Origin of the sequence: Pseudomonas svalbardensis, assembly GCF_030053115.1 — a bacterium.
Taxonomy (GTDB): Bacteria; Pseudomonadota; Gammaproteobacteria; order Pseudomonadales; family Pseudomonadaceae; genus Aquipseudomonas; species Aquipseudomonas svalbardensis.
The window spans coordinates 833,399-855,339 of the sequence record NZ_CP125619.1 but is presented as its reverse complement, the minus strand read 5'-3'; the positions used below and the strand labels follow the sequence as shown (position 1 = coordinate 855,339).

The window sequence follows — 21,941 nt, the reverse complement described above, 5'->3', positions numbered from 1 at the left end:
CCATGTCAACGCTAAGCGAAGAGAGCCGCCAGATCGTAGCTTCTCTGGCGCACCGTGTTGGCCCCGACGCTGACATCGCAAGGATCGCCCAGGCGATCATTTCAACCTTGCGGGATATGGATGTAGCCCTCACGCCCATCATCGGCCACCAAGGGGTTGCAGCGCTGTATCGCCGCAGCCTCCACCTGTGCGCCTCCACTCATCCGCGTCTGGCCCGCACCTATGACAGAGTGCCGTCCGGCATGGATTTGACTGCCCTCAAGTCCGTAATCGTTGAGCAAAGCGACGCCGATGCGCTGTTTTTCGGTGAAGTGTTGCTGACTACCTTTTACGAGCTGCTGACCACGCTCATCGGGCCCTCGCTCACCGAACGTTTGCTTCGTGACATGTGGGAACCTTCTTTGAGCGACACCCCTTCGCAGGAAATTTCGCCATGAGCACCAAAGTGACTATCAACCGTCTGGCCACCGGCGTGCCAGGACTGGACGAGGTGCTGGGCGGTGGATTGCCGGAGTTTTCGTTCAACCTGATCGCCGGCCCGCCTGGCTGTGGCAAAACCACCCTAGCGCATCAGATGATGTTCGCCCTGGCGACACCTGAGCGCCCGGCGCTGTTCTTTACCGTACTGGGCGAGCCGCCGCTGAAGATGCTGCGTTATCAGCAGCAATTCGATTTTTTCGACAGCGAAGCGATCAACCAGTCGATCCGCTACATCAACCTGGCTGACGATACCCTCGCCGGGAATCTGGACGAAGTGCTGCGGCGCATCGTCAGCGAGGTGGAGGCTCACTCTCCGTCACTGGTGTTCGTCGACTCGTTCCGTTCGGTGGTGCTGGCCAGCCAGACCCAGGACAACCCCAACAACAACCTGCCGCAGTTCGTTCAGCAATTGGGCATGTTGATGACCACCTGGCAGGCGACGACCTTCCTGATTGGCGAATATTTCACCGAAACCGACACCAACCCGATTTTCACCGTGGCCGATGGCCTGATCTGGCTGCGCCAGAGTGTTGAGCGCAATTCCATGGTGCGCAAGATGGAAATCATGAAGATGCGCGGCCAGCCGACATTCCCGGGGCTGCACACCTTCCGCATCGCGACGTCGGGGATCAAGGTCTTTGCGCCTGCGGCATTCAACCCGGTTGAAGCACCGCTGGAGTTCCCCATCAAGCGCTTGAAAATGGGCGTGCCACAGCTCGACGAGATGCTTGGCGGCGGCCTGCCCCGTGGTTATTCCTTGCTGGTGGCCGGGCCGTCGGGCTCGGGCAAAAGTATTCTGGCAGCGACCTTCCTGGCCGAAGGCGCGCGCAATGGCGAAACCGGTGTGATCGCGGTGTTTGAACAACGGCCTAATCACTCCCAGAACGCCACCCTTTCGGGCCTGATCGAGAGCGGACAGATCGGTCTGGTGGACAGCCGCGCCCCGGACCTGTCCATCGATGAAATCGTGCATTTGCTGTTGAGCGAAATCACCCGATTGAAAGCGACCCGCGTGGTCATCGATTCGCTATCAGGTTTTGAACTGGCACTCGCGCCGACCTTCCGCGAAGACTATCGCGAGTCGCTGTCGCGCATGGTCACTGCGTTGACGAGCGCCGGGGTAAGCGTGTTGATGACCTCAGAGCTGGAAGACCGCTACACCGACCTGCGCTTCAGCCCATACGGCACGGCATTTCTCACCGACGCAATCATCGTTCAGCGCTACATTGAAGTGCAGAGCCGTTTGCTGCGCATCATGGCCGTGGTCAAGGTGCGGGCCAGCGTCCACTCCGATGAGTTACGGCTTTACCGCATCGACAATAACGGTTTGCAGATCGGCGAGATGTTGCCGGACCAGGAAGGCTTACTCGGCGGCCGGCCAACTCGGCAACGCCGCGGAAAAGACAATGCGTGAGTCAAGGTCATGAGCACGGCCGATAGCAAGAACGAGGAAGCGATGGCCACTGCCGCTCGCGAACTGTTCCTGCTCGGCCAGAAAACTGTTGAGGCACGGGCAGTTCTGGCGGCGCTGCAAAAAGAGCTGAGCGACGCCAACACCCGGCTGGTCGATAGCCAGCAGATCGAGCAACTGATCGAGGCCAATCAGCAATTGGTGCTGGCGATTTTGGTGGCACAGTCCGATGCAGAAAAACCAAAACGCACGCAGGAAGAACAGCGGCTGTTCCTGGAAATGCGTGAAGCCAACGCGCAATTGGTGATCGCGGCCCTCAGCGCGCAAGACCTGCAAGCCTCAGCCGAACATAGCCTGGAACAACAACGCAACATCCTCACCCTGGTGGCTCACGAACTGCGCAACCCGCTGACGCCCATCAGCATGATCGCCAGACGCCTGGTGCGCGTGCCCAGTGAAGAATTGCCGCGCATGCAGGCTCTGATCGAAAACCAGGTGCAACACATGTCGCGACTGGTAGACGATTTGCTCGACGTCTCCCGCGCCAGCACCGGCAAGTTGCGCCTCGATTGCCAAATAGTGGACATGGTGCAGATCATCCATCAGGCCATCGACGTGTGCACCGCGGTGATGACTGCTCACCATTTGCACTTCACCGCTGAATTGCCCGAGTGCGCGTTGGCGGTGGAGGGTGACCCGGTACGCCTCACGCAGATTCTCGGCAACCTGCTGGGCAACGCGGCCAAATACACGCCATCGGGCGGCAATGTCACGCTGTCGGTCACCGCTGAAGCGGACGTGCTGCAGATGAGCATCTGCGATGACGGCATCGGTATTTCCGCCAAGGCGCTGCCGTTTATCTTCGAGCCGTTTGTGCAGGACGTTCACGCGGTCGGCTTCAGTGGTGCGGGCCTTGGTATTGGTCTGACAGTGGTTCGCGAGCTGGTCGAAGCCCATGGCGGCACGGTCATCGGCATGAGCGACGGTGACGGCAAGGGCAGTACCTTTATCGTGACGTTACCGCTGGCAGTTTGAGTTTTTCCGCAGACCACGTAATGCTTGCGCGACGATCCCCGCGAACCGGAGCGCCCTATGCCGCTGTTGTCCCTGCCCTGTAAACGCTTGACGCTGGCGGTGCTCGACCCTGAACAGGCTACGCTGGAAAGCGACTTCTACCGGCGCAACCTGAGGCATCTCGCCCGGTGGTCGCCGATTCGCCCCGTCGACTATCACAGCCCTGAACGCATCCGCCCGCGCCTTGAGGTGCAAGCCAGCGCTTTCCAGGCCGGTCTGGCGGTGCATTTCGCGTTGCTGGATCCGGACAACGGCCAGATGATCGGCGCATGCAGCTTCAGCGGCATCACTCGCGGGGCGTTTCAGGCCTGCTATCTCGGTTACCACATCGACGAATCTCATCAGGGCCGGGGCTTGATGCAGGAAGCTCTGGAAGCGGGGATCGGCTACATGTTCGATGAGCAGAAGCTGCACCGGATCATGGCCAATTACATCCCTGGCAATGAACGCAGTGCGCGTCTGCTGGAGCGCCTGGGATTTGAACGTGAGGGCTATGCCAAGGCCTACCTGAGTATCGCCGGGCGCTGGCAGGATCATGTGTTAACGGCGTTGATCAATGATCGCTTTGAAGCACCGGAACAGCGCTGGTCCAGCGGTTGCTCCAGCCGCGCTCGCCCATAGAACGCCAGCGCTGTCAGCAAACACGCCAGCCATACGAAAATCCCGGCCCAGAAGGTGTGGGACATGTAGTGCCAGCCTTGCAGAACCCGCGTCGTGCCGTAGACGAAGCCGAGCAGCAGCGAGCCATACATCACCGCTTTGGAATAGCGCCAGCGGTAACGACGCGCCACGAAGTACAACGCCAGCATGGTGAAACCGCCCGAGGCATGTCCGCCCGGCCAGCAGCGACCATCACCCGCAACTTTCAGCAGGTCGAAATTCTGATACCACTCCTTATGCTCGACCGTCCCCGCGTATTGGGTCGTTTCGATCGGGCAGTACACGCTGGTGTGGCCCTTGAGGTAGTGGATTACCCCGGTGCTGATGGAGAACGCGAACACCACGTAGAGGAAATCCCGACGGTGCTTGCTGGCAAACCGAAGCACTGGCGCGGCTTTGGTCTTTTCCAGGAATGCGATGATTTTCGAATGCTTTTCGGCCTTCAGACGCGGCCAGAGAAACGACAGCAAGGCACCGACAATCGCTAATTCTCCGGTCCAGTTCGGGATGATCCGCGCCCATTTATGGGTGATCTTTTCGAACAGATGGACATGATCCAGCGGAAACGTCTGCGTGACCGGGTCATAAAAAAGATCATTGAAAGCGATGTCGATTCTGGTCAGGTCGAACAGCAGGAAAACCACGACCGCACAGGCCAGCGGAATGCCGAAGTTCACCCAATAGAAGCGGTAACGGGACGAAGTCAGCATCGTGAGTCCTGATCCGGAAAGCGAATTCATTCGGCGGTCACCGAGCGCCAATCCGAGGCTTCGATGAAACCGAGCATGCGGGGTGCCTGAGGCGTTTCGGCCGAGATAAACAAAGAAGCGCCGTAGCCCAGCGTAGAGGCAGGCAACTTGAGGTCTTTCTCCAGTTGCGACATGCATTCGCTGTGGGTCACCAGAATCAGGTTCCGCCCGGCTATCTTGTGCGCCAGAGCGTCACGCAGCATGGTGCCCTTGCAATTGATCAACCAGTCTTCACCCACCCCGACCTTGTTGAACATGTAGCCAGCGGTCTGTGCGGTGCGGATGACGGGGCTGTTGTAGATATCAGCCTTGTTCAGCCCCAGTTGTTCGAACTGAGCACCAACACCCACCGCGACGCTGCGAGAGCGATCGGTAATGCCATCGTTGCCGTTCAGGCAGGCTGCGCTGGAGTGATCGCAGCGTTCGACATGACGCACCAGCACGATTACGTTGCCTTTGGCCCAATCGGCCGCCAACGCCCGGGCGCCGGCCACATTGCCATGGGCCAGGTCCGGTACAGCGGCCGGCTGCAACAGCCACACAGTGAGCGGAATCACCAACAACGCCGAGGCAAGCACGACAGCCACATTGCGATAGCGGGCACAACGGCTCAGATCAATCGAGCGTTTTACCCCGAACAGACTCAGTCTCAATTCCACATCAAGCCGCCTCGCCGGCACGCATCACTGTCATTCGATGCCGCGAGGTTAGAGAGGCAGGCGTCGGCGGCCGGTGAAACTCATGTGAAAAAAAGCTTAAGACCTGCACGAAAGTCTTGTTACACATCTGCCCTACAAAAACCATTCAGCTCTCGCAATTGCTGCCGATATACACCTGCGACACACCTTGCTGGCGACCAAAAACAACAATCTTCCAGCCAACCGACGATCAAGATGCACAACGTTCCTGGAGGACTTTTGATGAATAGCTGGTTCGGCAATATCAGCGTGAACATGAAGCTGGGCCTGGGGTTCGGCCTGGTCCTGGCACTGACCTGCGTCCTCGCCCTGACCGGCTGGACGAGCCTGGGCGGATTGATTGACCGCAGCAACTGGATGAGCGACATCACCCAGCTCAATGCCGGCCTGACCAAGCTGCGTGTGGTTCGCCTGCAATACATGCTGACCAACGGCGACGAAACCGCCGCACAGAACGTCCAGACCACGCTCGAGGCGTTCTCCGCTCAGCAACAAGCGCTGCTGGTGAAATTCAAGAGCCCGGAAAACCTCAAGCTGCTCAAAGAGCAAGGCGCCGTCATCGACGCCTACAAGACGTCCCTGAACAAAATGCGCAGCGCGTACCGCACCGGTAACAGCGCGCGCGACACCATGGGCGCTAATGCCGAGACCGCGAACACGCTGATCAACGCCATCAACACCCGCGTGCAGCAAATGCCTCTGAGCGACCAACGCTTCGAACAGTTCCAGGCCATCACGGCGGCCAAGGAAGCCTTCTTGCTGGCCCGCTACGAAGTGCGCGGCTACACCGCGACCACCAACGCCGAGACCGAGCAAAAAGCAGTCAGCCAGCTGGACATGGCGATCGCCAGCCTGAACCCCCTCAACGTGCATTTCGCCGACACTCAGCAAGACGCCCTGCGTCAGTTGGAAACCGCACTGACCCACTACCGCAGCGCCTTGCAGGCTTATAAAGCGGCCAACAGCGATGCGGTGCAGGCGCGCAAGGAAATGACCGACCAGGGCGCCGCCATCGTGACCCTGAGCGATCAGCTGTATCAGATCCAGCTCGACCGCCGTGACGTCGAAAGCGCCCAGGCTCGCACACTACAGCTGATCAGCACCTTGCTCGCGTTGCTGGTGGGCATCATTGCTGCCGTGATCATCACCCGTCAGATTACCGGCCCACTGCGCGACACCTTGGCCGTGGTTGAACGCATCGCCAGCGGCGACCTGTCCCAGGACGTCAAAGTGACTCGCCGCGACGAACTCGGCGTGTTGCAACAAGGCATCGCTCGCATGGGCGTGACCCTGCGCGACTTGATCAGCGGCATCCGCGACGGCGTCACCCAGATCGCCAGCGCCGCCGAAGAATTGTCTGCCGTGACCGAGCAAACCAGCGCCGGGGTCAACAGCCAGAAGATCGAAACCGATCAAGTGGCCACCGCCATGCACGAGATGACCGCCACCGTGCAGGAAGTCGCGCGCAACGCCGAAGAAGCCTCCCAGGCGGCGGCCGCTGCTGACGGCGAAGCCCGCGAAGGCGACAAGGTTGTCAACGAAGCCATCGCCCAGATCGAACGTCTGGCCACCGAAGTGGCGCGCTCCACCGAAGCCATGAGCGTGCTGCAACAGGAAAGCGACAAGATCGGCAGCGTCATGGACGTGATCAAGGCCGTGGCCGAACAGACCAACCTGCTGGCGCTCAACGCCGCCATCGAAGCGGCTCGTGCCGGTGAAGCCGGTCGTGGCTTTGCCGTGGTTGCCGACGAAGTCCGTGGCCTGGCTCAGCGCACTCAGAAGTCCACCGAAGAAATCGAAGGCCTGGTGGCCGGTTTGCAGAACGGTACTCAACAAGTGTCGGCGGTGATGAACAACAGCCGCGCCCTCACCGACAGCAGCGTCGCGCTGACTCGCAAGGCTGGCGTGTCACTGGAAAACATCACCCGCACGGTGTCCAACATCCAGTCGATGAACCAGCAGATTGCTGCCGCCGCCGAGCAGCAAAGCGCCGTGGCTGAAGAGATCAGCCGCAGCATCATCAACGTGCGCGACGTGTCCGAACAGACCGCCGCCGCCAGCGACGAAACGGCTGCGTCCAGTGTTGAACTGGCGCGGCTGGGTAATCAGTTGCAGATGATGGTTAGCCACTTCAAGGTGTGAGCCTCAGCTTGCTCCCCCCACCAGCACTCGTGCCGACCGGGGGAGCAAGCGTGTCGAACTCTTACAGGTTAATAGGCGTTTCTTGCGTCCAAACGGCGACTTTTCCAGCTCTCCATGCAATGGACGGCTGACAGTTCTCAATCCTCCCGTGCAGTAATGTCGATAACTCCACTTCATAGGAGATTTATCGGCATGGACGGCTATCCATTACTCCAGGCACTTATCACGGCCAACAGTCCCGAGAAACACCGGGATCTGCAAAAACTCTTCAAAGACACACTGAAGCTCACTTCAGTGTTCGATATCACCCGACTGACCGAAGCCAGCTTCAAGAAAAAAGTCGGGGACGCGATCAACCGTGACAGTACGCTCAAAGGGCACGCCTCCAGCATCGACATCGGGACGCTCTACGACAACGCCAAGTGTCTTGCCGCCCAGGTCAGCCATTTGTACCGGGAACAACAACTCTCATCCGGACAAACGCAACACCATTGGCACCCACCAGGTATTCGTGCCGTCGAGAAACAAGGCCCCACCTATACCAATCTGTTTCAGGAAAACTGGGACGAGTCCTGCAAAGTCGATTCGATCGCGGCAATCGACTCACCAGTCGCTTACCTCAGAGCGCTGTACCTGTTTGCCAAGCAACTGGAAACCAGTGCCTCGCAATCAGCAAATGAGACCGTCGACCGAATCCTGCTGAAAAAACGACGCCCGGATCTCGAAGCTCTGTCGATCGACCAGCAAAATACCTTCACTGCACAGCCCATGCTCAAGATCGTCAATGACATCCTGAACACGAATATTCAGGAGGCACTGAAGCGTACCGTCGACAAAAACAAATCAACGTATGACGTGTTGGCGCAACGACGTTATCCCTTCGTTCTTCCTTACAACATTTTTCATCATCAGTGCCTGCTGGGCCTCAGTGGAAAAACACCTTCGCTGGGAGAATTGAACTACCTCATCAGCCCCCACCTCCCCATCACCCAGACAGTCAACATTCAGTATGGCCAGGTACGGACATCCACTGCTATCGAAGCCCAACAACTGTTGTCCGGGCTGAGTCCACAGCAGCAGGCATTACTGACAGAAGTCCCCGGAAAGGATAAGCAGTATTGGCAAAGCCTCTATGGCACCGATGCACCTGCCAGCCTGAACAACATGGCAAGCTTTATGGAGCGCACCGAACTGAATGCAGGGCAAATCGAAGCGCTGCTCTCGCAAGGCAAACATGCCCCACGCCAATCCAGCAATGACCCAACGGCCGTTTCACTTCCCGGCCCGTATGGTGCTCGTTATATAAACGGTCCTTTCCCGGTCGGCACAACCACCGCCAACAACATGACAATCATCAAAAATGAGGGGGTTAAAAAGATAGCCGAGGCGACAGACCAGCGACTCGTACGCCTGCAACGGATGATCCGCTTGCAACGCTGGCTCGATATCCCTTTCGCCGAATTGGATACCCTGATCATCGGCGCGTTTGAATCACAAGTGCCGCGTAACACGCTCATGCAACTCGACGCTTATACGGTGCGTACTTTGGGTGTTTATCGCTACTTTAACCGTCGGTACTCGATCAACGCCGAAGAGTTTGCTGCTTTGCTTTATCGAGTATCCCCCTCTGCCACCGGAGATGTCCCCGCCTTATTCGACCGGGTATTCAATCCGGCCCGACTGTTCGATACGCCGCTGGTACTCGATGATCGATCATTCTCTACTGACGACTCGGACCGGGCCTCGCACACCGTCCTCCAGCACTTGAGTGCCAGCCTTGGCCTGCCTCTGACCGATGACTCGCTATTACTGATCGTCAGGAACACGCAGCGGTATGTTGGTCCGCTCAAGTGTGATTTAGACACGCTGTCCTCAATCTACCGGCAGGCGCGGATCGCTCGAATGTTCGGTATCTCGATTGCTGACAATGCGATGCTGGCGAACTTGCTGGGAGGGGAACGCATTTCCAGATGTCTGGTAAATGTAAACGCAAGCATTCGTACAATCCACATAGTTGCCAAGAAGGATACGCAGACTGTCGAAGTGGTCGCACACTTTCGCGTCCCCAGTCAGTTCGATACAAACTCCCCCCCCAAGCTCTTGCCTGGATCAACACTGACAACCAGTACTTCATGGTATGCCAACAAAGATACTATCAATGATCTTTACATCCACTTTCCCGACAATTTCCCGACCCGGCAGAGGAAGATCAAAATCTTCGACATTCCTACCGTTGCCCATGATGAAGTGGTGTCTCTAGAGGGAGTTGGAATCGCAGTGTTCAACGGTAATTTCGATGAGATGCTAAGCGATGAGCCTGTTCTGGCATCGATGACACAACTCCCCGAGAACAACCTCGAGCGCGCTCTGGATTACAACAATGTCAAGCTCACACAGAGTGAGCCTCAGGGGCTCGATACACTCAACTTGCTTGACGTGCTGATGCAAATGGACTGGATCACTAACTGGCTCAGGGAGTCCGCCTACGACATTCCCAAGCTGCGACGCCTCCTGGAGCCCATGGGCAGCGATGATCATTCGTTTCGAGATTTGCGGCAACATCTCACCAAGCTGAACGGCGATACCCTCCAGTGTGTGGTAACCCCACGAGAAATAGCAGAGCGATCGCTTCCAAAAGACGTCGAGTGGCGTGTCCTCCTGGCTAAAACATTGCTTGATGACAAAGGCCTGGTGAAAAACTTCGCGCCTGCAATCGAAGACGATGTGCCGCAGAAACTGGCCACCGCCCTGGAGGCCGTTATCGACCCACTACCGCTGAGCAACGTGCTCAAAGACGACTGCAAGAAAAAACTCAAAGACCTGCTGCTGCTTGCCCACGATCGACAGCAGCACCTGATAGAGAAGTTCTTGCAGGAAACCTCTCAGCTCCCCATGAACTGCGCAAAGGGGGTGCTGTTATGGGCAAACTCCTCGGGCCACGAGGTCCTGACTGCGGCGCTGAGTGATGCACACTCGACCACGCTCCCCACAGCACTCCACCCGGTTCTGCGCCACGCTGATGCGGCCGTTCAGCTGCATCTGAGCAACAGCGCCCTGCGCTTGTTCCTGAGCCATCCCGAGTGGCTGGAAACACCAAACACGCAGCTGAAACTGACACTCAGCAGCTTGTACCTACTGGATAGGTTCAACCATTGCATGACCACCCATCAGCACCCGGAGGAAAGCCTTCTGAGCTATCTGGGGTTTGCCAATTCAACCACCGACACCACGACAACGAACAGTTTCCTGGCCAAATTGCTGGGCTGGACGCCGACTGAAGTCAGTGTGGTGACCACAACGCTGGCGTCCCGCAAAGCCCAAACAATGAAGGATGTGGATTGGGTAATGCGTTGCCATGCAACCTGCAAGGCCACGGGGCTGAGCGCAACCTCACTCCTCAGCGCAACCGCCCTGAACAACGCAAGCGCGTCAGACGCCTGGAAGAAGGTCGGTGAAGCCGTCATGGCCGCCAGTCATTGATCCTGTTACATGCTCAAGGAATGAACATGTCTATCACCATTGAAAAGCAACTTAATGAAAGTTTGCGTGATGCTCAGCTCGCACTCTATCTGTCAGCGATCGTGCCTGAAGACGAGATGTTGAAGTCGCTGAAGATCGCCGAACATCTCAAGACGCCTAACGACCTCTACCACTACTGGCTTCTCGATGTGCTGGTCAGCCAGGACGTACCCACCAGCCCGGTGGCTTGCGCCATTGCCAGCCTGCAGCAATACATCAACAGCATTCTGGCCAACATGGAGCCCGGGTATCACACGGCGAATATCCCGGCCGACCAGATCGAGACCTGGCGTACCGTGATGCATCACTATCCGACCTGGGCGGCCAACCAGCAGTTGCATTATTTCCCTGCGGTCTATCTGGACCCGACCCTTCGCAAGACCAGGACCGACAGTTTTCAGCAACTGGAAAACGACATCAACCAGAACCAACTCACCTCCGAGTCCGTTCAGACGGCCGTCCTGGCCTACCTGACAAGACTCGAAGAAGTTGCCAACCTGACCATACTCAATGGTTACATCGACGGAAACGATTTCGCCAACAGCACCTATTACTTCATTGCCAAATCCCGCGCCGCGAATACTTACTATTGGCGCTCGCTGGACATGGCCAAGCGTCCCCATATGGGAAACTCTGTGGCGTCCGCCAAGTACGATGCCCCCGAGCCAGAGGCCTGGTCGGACTGGAAACGCGCCAACCTGCCGATTTCCGAAAGCGCCATCGAACATACCATTCGCCCGGTCATGTTCAACAATCGTCTGTACGTGATCTGGGCCGAGTGCATCTTTCAGGATGGTACGGCGGTCACCAAGACGGCAGAAGCCAGCACAGAAAGACCTGAAACCAATCCGCTGTTTCGTTTGAACCTGTGCTACAAAAAATATGATGAGAGCTGGAGCACCCCGCAGACCTGTCTACAGGGTTACGCTTCACGTGCATTGTTTCACGGTAAGAACCTGGCCGATATCAAGCTGGACACACACACCATTGCCCTCAATGACGAGCATCACTCAACGCATTCATTGCACATTGGCCTGTATGTAAACGACCAGCTCCCCAGGTCAGATATTGCGCCGCAGTTCCAACTATCGATGGATATCGATAGAGACTCGAATATCACAACGAGTCCTACACGATCCAACACTGAAGAACTTGCCATAGCAATAATGCATAAGCTTCTTCATTCGGGTATTCCTTTCACGGCTGCCAGCGAGTGGAATAAGGCAAACAAAAGAACACTCCAGTTCAGCCGAATAAACGCGGACAGCGACAAACTTAAAGCCCCTCGATTTGACTTTCGCCTGGCCGATAATTCAGGCACGACAGAATTTATTGACTTTGCAAAGTCCGCAATAGAAAAAAGTGACGGCTCGGTAACCAAAGATCGCACTCCCATCCGAATGAACATCACCTTCGCCAGGCATCTGATCGAGCGCGCCGAAACGGGCATGGACAAACTGCTGAGCTGGGAGACTCAGCACCTGCAGGAGCCTTCTTTTGAAGCAACCGGTACGCCTGAGAAAATGGATTTCTACGGCGCCTATGGTCGCTACTTTGTAGAGTTGTTCCTTTATCTTCCATGGCTGGTGGCACACCGCTTTAACCTGGAGCGCCAATACGGTGAGGCCGAACGCTGGTTGCAATACGTGTTCAACCCTGGCCGCAAAAAAATCAATGAAGGCAACCCCGACTATTGGAATGCCGTGCCATTGATCAGCGCCACTCCAGCCCCCGGCCAACCCAGCTACGCCATCCAGGGCCCACAAGACCCGCATCAGATTGCCCTTAGTTATCCCGTGCACTTTCGCAAAGCCTTGTACATGCTCTACATTGATATCCTGGCCAATCGCGGTGACACGGCATACCGCACGTTGACCTCCGATGGGCTGGCGGAAGCCAAGCTCTGGTACATCCGCGCACTGGACCTGCTGGGCCCTCGCCCGGATCTAAGACAAACCGACCTCTGGTCTACCGTCACACTGCAAAAATTCAGTGACGAGACCAACAGCACACTGCGCGCTTTTGAGAATGAGCTTGGCATAAAGAAAAAAAATCAACCGACAACAACCTCCTCCAACGTTGCGCCCGAGGTGTGCGTGCGTCCGTATGCACCGCCCCCCTCGGTACACGCGATTGACACGCCACACTTGCGTCTACCGTTCAACCCGGTGCTGATCTCGCGCTGGGAAAAGCTGGAAAGTCGCTTGCACAACCTTAGACATAATCTCGACATTGTCGGCAAGCCACTGAGTCTCTCCCTCTTCACGGCGCCCGCTGCACCAGGCGACTTACTGCGCTCCAATCCTCAGCGTGCGGCAGAACCCGGCATTGACCGACGCCCAAGTCTGGATATCCCGCCCTACCGCTTCAGCACCCTGCATGCCCATGCCATAAGCGCGGTAGATACCGTGATTCAGTTCGGTACATCGCTGTTGTCATTCATCGAGCGTACCGAGCAAGCCATCTATCAGGAAATTCAGCAGCAACACCTCTGGGATTTGGCAAACATTACCGTCGACCTACAAACCCAGGCGTTGAAGATCGACCAAAAGAACAAGGAGGCCTTGCTTGCCAGTAAAGCCATTGTCGAGGGGCGTGTGGATTATTACAGTCAACTGGTCAATGAGGTGGTCAACCCTGGAGAAGTCGCCGCCGCCACATTGCACCTCACAGGGCGTATTGCTGAAGCCTCTGCCTACGCTGCCCAGGTGGCCGGCCACGGCCTGAAGGTCCTCCCCAACATTTTTGGCTTGGCTGACGGCGGTCATCGCGTCGAGGGGGTGCCCTTTGCGGTCATGGCCGGAGCTCAAGGCGCGGCAGCAGCTGCTCATGGCGCTGGCGAATCCCTCGAACGTGCTGAGCAATACCGTCGTCGCCATCAGGAGTGGACGCTCGCTCGCGATCAGGCAAAACTCGAAATCGCACAACTCGATGCACAACTGGCACTTGAAGCCGAACGGGAGACAGCCTCTCTGCTGCTGTTGCGACAGACTCAAACGGCACTCAACCAAGCCAGAACCACCTACGACTTCCTCAGCAAGCGCTTTACCAGCTCGCAGCTTTACCAGTGGTTCACTGGCCAGCTGTCCATCTTCTATTACCAAGCGTATGACGAAGCCTTGTCGCTGTGCCAACTCACCGAGTCGTGTTGGCGCTACGAGATGGCCGAGTATTCGACACAGCCGTTCTTCCAGCCTCAGGGCTGGAACAGTACCTATCGCGGACTCGGCCCTGGGGAGTCGATGAAGCTGGGCTTGCTGAAGATGAAGAGCGCCTACCTTTTGGGTCATGAGCGCGAGCTGGAAATTCGCAAGACCGTGTCGTTACGCCTGCTCAAAGACAAGGACAAGGCCCCTGCATCCATCAATAAGCCCTGGAACGATACGCCCGTGGAGGGTGGGAGACCTTCGGTCACAGGCCTCAAGTCAGGTCTTATAAGTAATGGCTCATGTGAATTCGAACTGACCCAGCCCCTGTTTGACAATGACTACCCAGGGCACTGCCTGCGCCGCATCAAGAGCATCAGCATCTCCCTGCCGGCGATCCTGGGCCCTTATGAGGATATCCGCGCTACCCTGACCCAGACCAGCAGCGATGTTGTCATGCCCAACGGCAGCAAGATGAGTAGCCGACGAGCCAGTCAGCAAATAGCCCTTTCGACCGGTATCGACGACAGCGGTCTGTTCACGTTGAACTTTCAGGACGAACGCTATCTACCCTTCGAGTACACCGGCGCAATTTCAAAATGGAAGCTGTCGTTCCCTAATCACACCGCTCAGAAAGCCATGCTCGAATCGCTCACCGATATCATCGTGCAGGTGCAGTACACCGCCAAGGCTGATGGGGGTGCCCGATGAGCGAACAAACCTCCATACCTGTCGATCTTCCGGCCCTGCCCAAGGGCGGCGGGGCGATTCAAAGCATTGGTAATGGCTTAGGCCCGGTAGGCTCCAGCGGTGCGGCTTCCAGTGAGATCCCGCTGCCTGTTTCACCGGGTCGCGGATATGCCCCTGCTCTGGCCCTGAACTACAGCAGTGCTCAAGGCAACGGTATTTTCGGCCTCGGCTGGAAATTGTCCCTGCCTACCGTTACACGACACACCCGTCTGGGCGTCCCGGCCTACACCCACGATGATTTGTTCGTCGGCCCCGGTGGTGAGGTCTGGATGCCTGAGCGGGACAGAACAACAGGCGCAATCAAATCCAGCCACAAGATGTGCAGCGACGGCAAACAGCTGGTGCAACATGCTGTCGTGCGTTATCGACCTCGGATCGAAGTCGCCTTCGATTTGATCGAGCATTGGTCCTGCGCCACAAACAAACCGGGCTTCTGGCTGATACACGGCGCCGACGGCAGCCAACACCTGTACGGAAAAACACCGTCGGCACATCGCGCAGATCCCGACGCATCAGTACGGGTAGGCGAGTGGTTGCTCGAAGAAAGCATGAATGCTCATGGCGAGCATATTCTTTATGAGTACACCGCTGATGAGGCCGCTACTCAGAGCTCCGCCGATTACCGCGCCCAGCGCTACCTGAGCCGCGTGCGCTATGGCAACTTCCACGCTGACTCACAGTTGTACCTGTGCAAAGTCGATGGCCTCAACGATAAAAAATGGCATTTCGAGCTGTGTTTCGACTATGGCGAACGCAGCGTTAGCCTGGAAGACACGCCTGGGTACGAAGGGACGCTGCCGTGCTCTGTACGCAGTGATCCGTTCTCGGAGTTCGCCTACGGTTTTGGATTGGGCACTCAACGCTTGTGCCAACAGATTCTGATGTTTCATTACTTCCCGGATGAAACATCGATGGGCCGCGAACCAATACTGGTGCGCCGCCTCCTGCTCCAGTATCAAACCGGCGCTCTATCCTATAACTGCCTGAGCGCAGCGTTGAACCAAGCCTTTGGCGACAATACCAATGAATACCAACCTCCACTTGAGTTCACCTACACCGGTTTCACGCTCAAGCCTCAGGCTCGCCACTTCAAACCCTTCGAGGCGCTGGCCAGGCTCAATCACCAGGAGCGGTTTCAGTTCGTCGATCTACTGGGAGAAGGACTGCCGGGCATTCTTCATCGAACAGACAAAAGCTGGCGCTACAGCCAGCCTTTGCGGGACGACAACGCAGGAGATCACGTCATGTACGCACCATGGCGCGAGCTGCCACGAATCCCGCTGGCCGACAGCCGAAAATCTCCTCGACAATTTCTCGGTGACCTCAGCGGTGACGGCCGTCCGGACTGGGTCGTGGCACACCCCGAGTTCAGCGGTTTCTTCACGCTGAGTTCGGAAGGAGATTGGTCGAATTTCACCTCATTCACCGCTGTTCCGACCGAGATTTTCCATCCTCAAGGACAATTGGCCAGTCTGATGGGGGCCGGGCGCAGCGATCTGATCATGATCGGACCGCGCAGTGTGCGCCTGTACGCCAACCAGAACAAAACTGGCTTCGCCCCCGCAACCGAGGTGTCACGCCACACCGATGAAGATGATCTGCCGCAGCCCGGCAACTCACCCGGTGAACTGGTGGCCTTCAGCGATCTTCTGGGCAGTGGCCAACAGCACCTGATCCGTATTCGTCACAACGAGGTGAAATGCTGGCCCAACCTGGGCCATGGACGCTTCGGGAAGGGGCGGGTGATCGCCACCCTGGATTTCTCATACGAGCAATTCGATGCATCACGCGTCCTGCTGGCCGACCTGGACGGCTCGGGGGCCGCTGACCTTATTTATCTGCAACCTGATTGCGCGCGCATTTTCATGAACCACGGCGGCAACAAACTGGGGCCTGCGGTCGACTTACCCTGGCCCGAAGGCCTGCGCCATGACCGGCTTTGCAAGGTCAGCGCCGCAGACCTGCAGGGGGTTGGCTGCTCCAGTCTGGTTTTCAGCGTACCCGGAGAGGAAAACCGGCATTGGCGCTATGACTTCATTGACACCAAACCCTACTTGCTCAAGTCGACCAACAACAACATGGGCGCTAGCGGCAGCGTCAGCTATCGCAGTTCTGCACAAGAGTGGCTGGACGAAAAAAAGCAGTTACTCAAGAACAAAAAACCAGCGATCTCACGTTTGCCATTTCCTCTGTTCCTGGTCAAACAACAGACCCAGCACGACGAAATCACCGGCAATCGGCTGACCCAGCGGTTCAAATATCGACGTGGCTTCTACGACAGCACCGAACGAGAGTTCCGGGGTTTCGGCCTGCTCCAGCAAACCGATAGCCCAACCAGCCGTGGCAGCACAGAGAACAGTCCTCACACCTCAGCGACACTGACCAAGACCTGGTTCCACACCGGTGAAGAGGTAGACCCGTCCAACCTTGGTTACAACCGTAGCGATACGACAGCCGTAGACCTGAAGGCAACAGCTCTCGTGATGGGAGAAAGCTGGGGGTCAGCCGAACACACGTCGGTCGTTGACGCCGTCCGTCACAGGCAGGCCCGAATGCGTGAGTTCGCTCGAGCGTTGAGCGGCCACACTTTGCGGGTAGAAACGTACGGTCAGGACCAGGACCCGAAAGCAAAGCACCCTTACTCGGTGCAACAACATCGGTACCTGATACGTGAGTTCAGAGGCCTGGGGAAACACAGTCCCTATTCAATCGTGCATCCCGCGGTCGTGGAATCCATTAACTATCAGTACGAGCGCATTCCTGATGATCCTCGCTGCACCCACACGCTAAATCTGGAATGGGACTCATACGGTCACCTCACCCACAGCCTGGAGATCAGTTACGCACGGCGTAAAACGGCTACCGATTCCCCCCCTTTCACGGATACCTGGCAAAACAAATGGTGGGGCGATGCCCATGACGAGGACCAGCAGTATTACTACCTGAACGAAACAAAAGCTCAATTCATCAACGTCAACAAGCAGGGCAGGCACCTGGGCCTGCGTTACCTGCAACGCACCAACGCGTTGAGGTTGCCCAAGGCACCCTCGACCGGAGGCCTGGACCCCAAAGCCATCAACTATGAAAACATACTTGAACTGAGCAATTCAGCGACCTGGAAAACCAGGCGGGTCATGACCGGCCTGTCTTTACAGCGTTACAGAAAACCAGACGCAAGCGACACCTTCGCTGATGGCCAGGCCAGCGTCGAAGCCTTGGTTGATCACCTGGAAGCAGCCGAACTCAATGAGCTGGCGTTGAAGGCCTACGACGTGCTCAAACTTCAATCGGGCAACGCGTCTTTTGATATGACGAAAAAACTTCAGGACAGTGGCTACAAAAAAATGCCCATCGCTTTAGCCGCCGACAAGGAGTGGGATAAACAGGGCAACCTCTGGTCAGTACGACGCGGTTTCACCACATATGCAAAAGTGGACGGTTTTTTCAGGGCGCTGACATTCAAGGAAAGCCAACAGCATGGCCCAACGGCTATCACCTACGACTCTTATTACTGCCTGACCACCACTGTCAAACTACCGGACAACTGCACCACCACAGCATCAAATATTGACTACCGAACACTCCAGCCAAAACAGATCACCGACCCCAACGGTAATGTCCAGGAAGCGTTGTACGATGTAGCCGGACAAGTTCAAGCCGTCAGTTACCACAAAAGCATCTCTGGTGAGGATATCGGCTTCCATCCCATTGCCACCTATACCCGCCATTACGATGAGCGGCCCGACATCGCCATCGAAAATCCCGGCAGGGCAATCCAGAATGTCGCCAGCGCCTACTTTTACTCTCCGCTCAGTTGGATGGGACATATTGCGGCCACCACCACGCAAGAGCAGGAGTGGCGCAAGCAAGCCGTTGCACAAGGCGATCTGTTGCCCAGCGGGCATGTCCGCGCCAGCGCCCGTACTCGCCTGGCCGACCTCAGTACCAAAACACCTTACGAGCAAACACTCCAGACGCTGATAGAACGCGTGGAGCGCGAACCGGTGCACTGCGCCACGATGCAGGCAGACCGATTCCACAGCGACTCTGAAAGACAAACCCGCATCGCCGTCGTTTGCTGGGATGGTTTTGGCCGGCAGTTACAAAGCAAACAAAAAGTCGAGTCGGGAATGGCCTGGATCGTCAATGAAGGCGGCACACTGACGCGGTTGAATGACAAACCGCTAGAACGCAAAGTCGATCTTCGCTGGCGTGTCAGCGAGCGTATCGAATACGACAATAAAGGCCTGGTCATTCGTACCTATCGACCCTACTTCAGTGACCGGCATCGGTACATCAACGATGAGTCCCTACGTCAGTCAGGGCTTTGCGATCAGCATTTCCATGACCCACTGGGCCGACTCATTCGCGTCATCAATGCCAAGGGCGACGAGCGTCGGTACACCTACCACTCCTGGTATTCCATCACCGAGGACGAGAACGACACCCGGCCCGACACATCGCTCAATGATTCAACTACGCATGGAGGCGAAGTATGAGTACCAACATTCATCATCACACCCCGACACTGAACGTCGTCGACGGCCGTGGCTTTCGGGTCCGCGAAGTCACCTACCTGTGCAATGAATCCATCGCACAACCTCAGGCCCGTATTGCTCGTTACGTACATGAAATCAATGGTCAGGTCGTTGAACAACGCAGCAGCGCCAGCGTAACAACAGCTGACTCAAAGCAGTTCAGCAGTCTGTCGGGAGCTTTGTTACTGACCCAAAGCATAGATGCAGGCTGGCGCCTGACCTTCTTCGGCGAAGCGGGACAGGCGGCGCAAAAGTGGGACTCTCGCGGTAACCATTGGCAGACGCACCATGACAATCAGTTGCGCCCAACGGTGATTTACGAAGAACCCGCCGGAAAAACCCTCCGGGCCATCGAGCGTTTTACTTATGCAGACAACTCAACCGACTATGCGAAAACGAACCAGTGCGGTCGGTTGATTCGCCATGATGATCCGGCAGGCAAACTGCTTTTATCCGAGTATGACCTGACGGGAAAGTTGCTCAGCGAAACGCGACAGTTCCTGAAAGATCAACAAACAGCGGACTGGCCGGAAGAACTCGGCAAACGTGATGTTCTGCTAAAAAACGACACCGAGTACACCACCCACTGGCAGTACGCACCCACTGGCGAGATCCTCGAACAAGAAGATGCCAAAGGGCACACGCAATGCTTCTGGTTCGATATCGCCGGACAGCTCAAACAAGTCACCCTGCAACTCAATGGTGCCATCGAACGCAGGCTTATTCTCGATCAGGTCAGCTACAACGCCCGGGGTCAGATCGAATCGCAGACCCTGGGTGGAAAGATCACCAGTGCAGCGCTTTACACGCCTGAAAATGGCCGCATGAACCAACTGAAAACATCGCGAGAAGGAAGGGTTCTCCAAGAGCTGCACTACGCCTATGACGCTGTCGGCAATGTGTTGAACGTCGAGGATCACACCAAACCCGAACAGCACAACGCCAACCAACGCATACAACCGGTCAGCACTTATGTCTACGACAGCCTCTATCAGTTGACCCAGGCTTCGGGTCGTGAAGAGCAGGGAGCCCGCATTCACGCATCGCTCCCCGATTGGTTGTCGAGACCGGGTGACCAGAGCCGTCTACTCAACTTCACTCAGCGCTACACCTATGATGAGCGCGCAAATCTGATCAAGCTGCAACATCAGCGCGCGGGAAATAATTACACCCGTGAGATGAGCATCGCCCCTGACAGCAATCGCGGGCTGTTATGGACAACGGGCGATCCGACACCCGACTTTGAAAAGGGATTCGACACCAACGGCAATCTACAACTGCTGCACGCCGGGCAACCTATGGAGTGGAACGCACGCAACCAATTACAACGCGTGACACTGGTCGAACGCACAGAGCAAGCAGCGGATACGGAAAGCTACCTCTACGACGGCAACGGTCAACGCGTTCGCAAACGACAAACCCAAAAGGCACACGCGCTCCTCCACAGCAATGACGTCACCTATTTGCCGGGCCTGGAAATCCGTGAAAGCACTGCGCAGACACTCGATGTCATCACTGTGCAAGCAGGGCGCTGCAGTGTGCGTTGTCTGCATTGGAGCCTGGGAACTCCCTTGGCTATCACCAATGACGCTTTGCGTTACAGCTTCGATGACCACCTGGGCTCCAATACAATGGAGCTGGACGCCGAAGGCAACCTGATCAGCGAGGAAGGTTATTACCCCTATGGCGGCACGGCCTGGAGGGCTGCCCGTACAGTACTGGAAGCGAAGTACAGAACCATTCGCTACTCAGGCAAGGAGCGCGATGCCAGTGGGTTGTATTACTACGGCCAACGGTATTACGCGCCATGGTTACAGCGCTGGGTCAGTCCCGATCCGGCAGGTCCGGTAGACGGGTTGAATCTGTATTGCATGGTCGGGAATAACCCGGTGAGATTCGTCGATCACCAAGGCCTGGGGAAAGACGATATCGTCAAGAGTTATGAGGCTCTGGGCAGAGCCAGATCACAACAGATCATGTCATCAGCCTTTCACGAGTATCCCGGCGCAACACCGGCGAAGCGGGAGAGTTTCCGCAAGAAACATATCGGAACGAACCCGGACTACAAATTCACCAAAGGCGTGCTGAAGGATCATCTTGTTGCTCATTCCTATGCGGTAAACCCAGTGCATGAGCAAACATTTATGGACTTTTTCAACATCGCAGCGCCCAAAAAAGGCCCGACTGACTATAAAGGTGTAGACGCGGGCTATGAGGGCAGCGCTACGAGCACCGAGTTCTACCTGAACTTCGGAAGTTACAAAATCAATGATGCTGCCGAGTACTTGACGGATTTATCCACGCGATACAGCGCAGCGAAAGACGACCCGCTACATAAAAAAAGCTTCACCGAAGCTGAACTGATAGCTGAGCCAACCCTGAGCAGGACTATCAGTCAAAGCCATGAACTACAACCGGATACGCGAGACCTTATCGCAACGCATATCGAGCACAGCGACGGAATCATTCCGATAAGAGCTGGCGGTCCAGGGGCTCACTCAGAAGTCAGGCTCTTGAACTCGGTAGTAGCACTCTATCCAAACCGTGCTGAAAGGTTGCTTACTGACTTACACCTGTTCACGGATACCTTAATGAGAGGTAGCGCCCCCGAGGCATTTCCTGCCTGTCACAATTGCAGCGGCATCATTCCTCAAGGCATCAATATCCCGACCGGGCGCAGTATTAGAGACTATCAATCGTTCAATGCTCATGTCCTGCACATCAGGGGTACTGAGCATTGACTGTCTTTGGCACAGAAGTCGCTAACGCAAAAC

Annotated in this window: 11 protein-coding genes and 1 pseudogene; 10 read left to right on the top strand and 2 right to left on the bottom strand. The window is 56.6% G+C overall.

The genetic code is table 11. From position 1 onward, the window contains the following. Positions 1–2: 2 nt before the first annotated feature. The 4 genes from QFX16_RS03680 to QFX16_RS03665 are packed head-to-tail and all read left to right on the top strand — an operon-like array spanning position 3 to position 3,586. Complete coding sequence (locus tag QFX16_RS03680; protein ID WP_283182878.1) at positions 3–437, top strand: hypothetical protein; 435 nt, start codon at positions 3–5, stop codon at positions 435–437. After that, positions 434–1,894: an ATPase domain-containing protein gene (locus QFX16_RS03675; protein ID WP_283182877.1), complete on the top strand. Its 1,461-nt coding sequence runs from the start codon at positions 434–436 to the stop codon at positions 1,892–1,894. Before QFX16_RS03680 ends, QFX16_RS03675 begins: the two co-directional genes overlap by 4 nt. A gap of 9 nt (positions 1,895–1,903) precedes the next feature. After that, positions 1,904–2,926: a sensor histidine kinase gene (locus QFX16_RS03670; RefSeq protein ID WP_283182876.1), complete on the top strand. Its 1,023-nt coding sequence runs from the start codon at positions 1,904–1,906 to the stop codon at positions 2,924–2,926. A gap of 57 nt (positions 2,927–2,983) precedes the next feature. Next, positions 2,984–3,586, top strand: coding sequence for a GNAT family N-acetyltransferase (locus QFX16_RS03665; protein WP_283182875.1), 603 nt, complete (start codon positions 2,984–2,986; stop codon positions 3,584–3,586). Here the strand turns inward: QFX16_RS03665 and QFX16_RS03660 are convergent. Both QFX16_RS03660 and pmrG read right to left on the bottom strand, forming a co-directional pair. Further along, positions 3,499–4,335, bottom strand: a complete 837-nt coding sequence (locus tag QFX16_RS03660; RefSeq protein WP_283182874.1) for a phosphatase PAP2 family protein — start codon at positions 4,333–4,335, stop codon at positions 3,499–3,501. The genes QFX16_RS03665 and QFX16_RS03660 overlap by 88 nt on opposite strands. A gap of 26 nt (positions 4,336–4,361) precedes the next feature. Continuing rightward, positions 4,362–5,033 (bottom strand): lipopolysaccharide core heptose(II)-phosphate phosphatase PmrG, encoded by a 672-nt coding sequence (gene pmrG, locus QFX16_RS03655; RefSeq protein ID WP_283182873.1) that lies wholly within the window; start codon positions 5,031–5,033, stop codon positions 4,362–4,364. 234 nt (positions 5,034–5,267) lie between these two features. Here pmrG and QFX16_RS29670 point away from each other — a divergent pair. The 6 genes and pseudogenes from QFX16_RS29670 to QFX16_RS03630 form a co-directional block, all read left to right on the top strand. After that, positions 5,268–6,308 (top strand): annotated as a pseudogene (locus QFX16_RS29670) (methyl-accepting chemotaxis protein); the annotation flags it as partial. Between the two features lie 42 nt (positions 6,309–6,350). Beyond that, a complete protein-coding gene (locus QFX16_RS29665; protein WP_439900124.1) occupies positions 6,351–7,214 on the top strand; it encodes a methyl-accepting chemotaxis protein in 864 nt (287 codons plus the stop codon). A 192-nt stretch (positions 7,215–7,406) separates the two neighbouring features. Then, positions 7,407–10,694, top strand: a complete 3,288-nt coding sequence (locus QFX16_RS03645) for a Tc toxin subunit A (protein ID WP_283182871.1) — start codon at positions 7,407–7,409, stop codon at positions 10,692–10,694. Between the two features lie 26 nt (positions 10,695–10,720). Continuing rightward, positions 10,721–14,590, top strand: coding sequence for a Tc toxin subunit A-related protein (locus QFX16_RS03640; RefSeq protein ID WP_283182870.1), 3,870 nt, complete (start codon positions 10,721–10,723; stop codon positions 14,588–14,590). After that, a complete protein-coding gene (locus tag QFX16_RS03635; protein WP_283182869.1) occupies positions 14,587–19,128 on the top strand; it encodes a SpvB/TcaC N-terminal domain-containing protein in 4,542 nt (1,513 codons plus the stop codon). The genes QFX16_RS03640 and QFX16_RS03635 overlap by 4 nt, the downstream gene beginning before the upstream one ends. Continuing rightward, positions 19,125–21,908, top strand: coding sequence for an RHS repeat-associated core domain-containing protein (locus QFX16_RS03630; RefSeq protein WP_283182868.1), 2,784 nt, complete (start codon positions 19,125–19,127; stop codon positions 21,906–21,908). The genes QFX16_RS03635 and QFX16_RS03630 overlap by 4 nt, the downstream gene beginning before the upstream one ends. Positions 21,909–21,941: the final 33 nt, after the last annotated feature.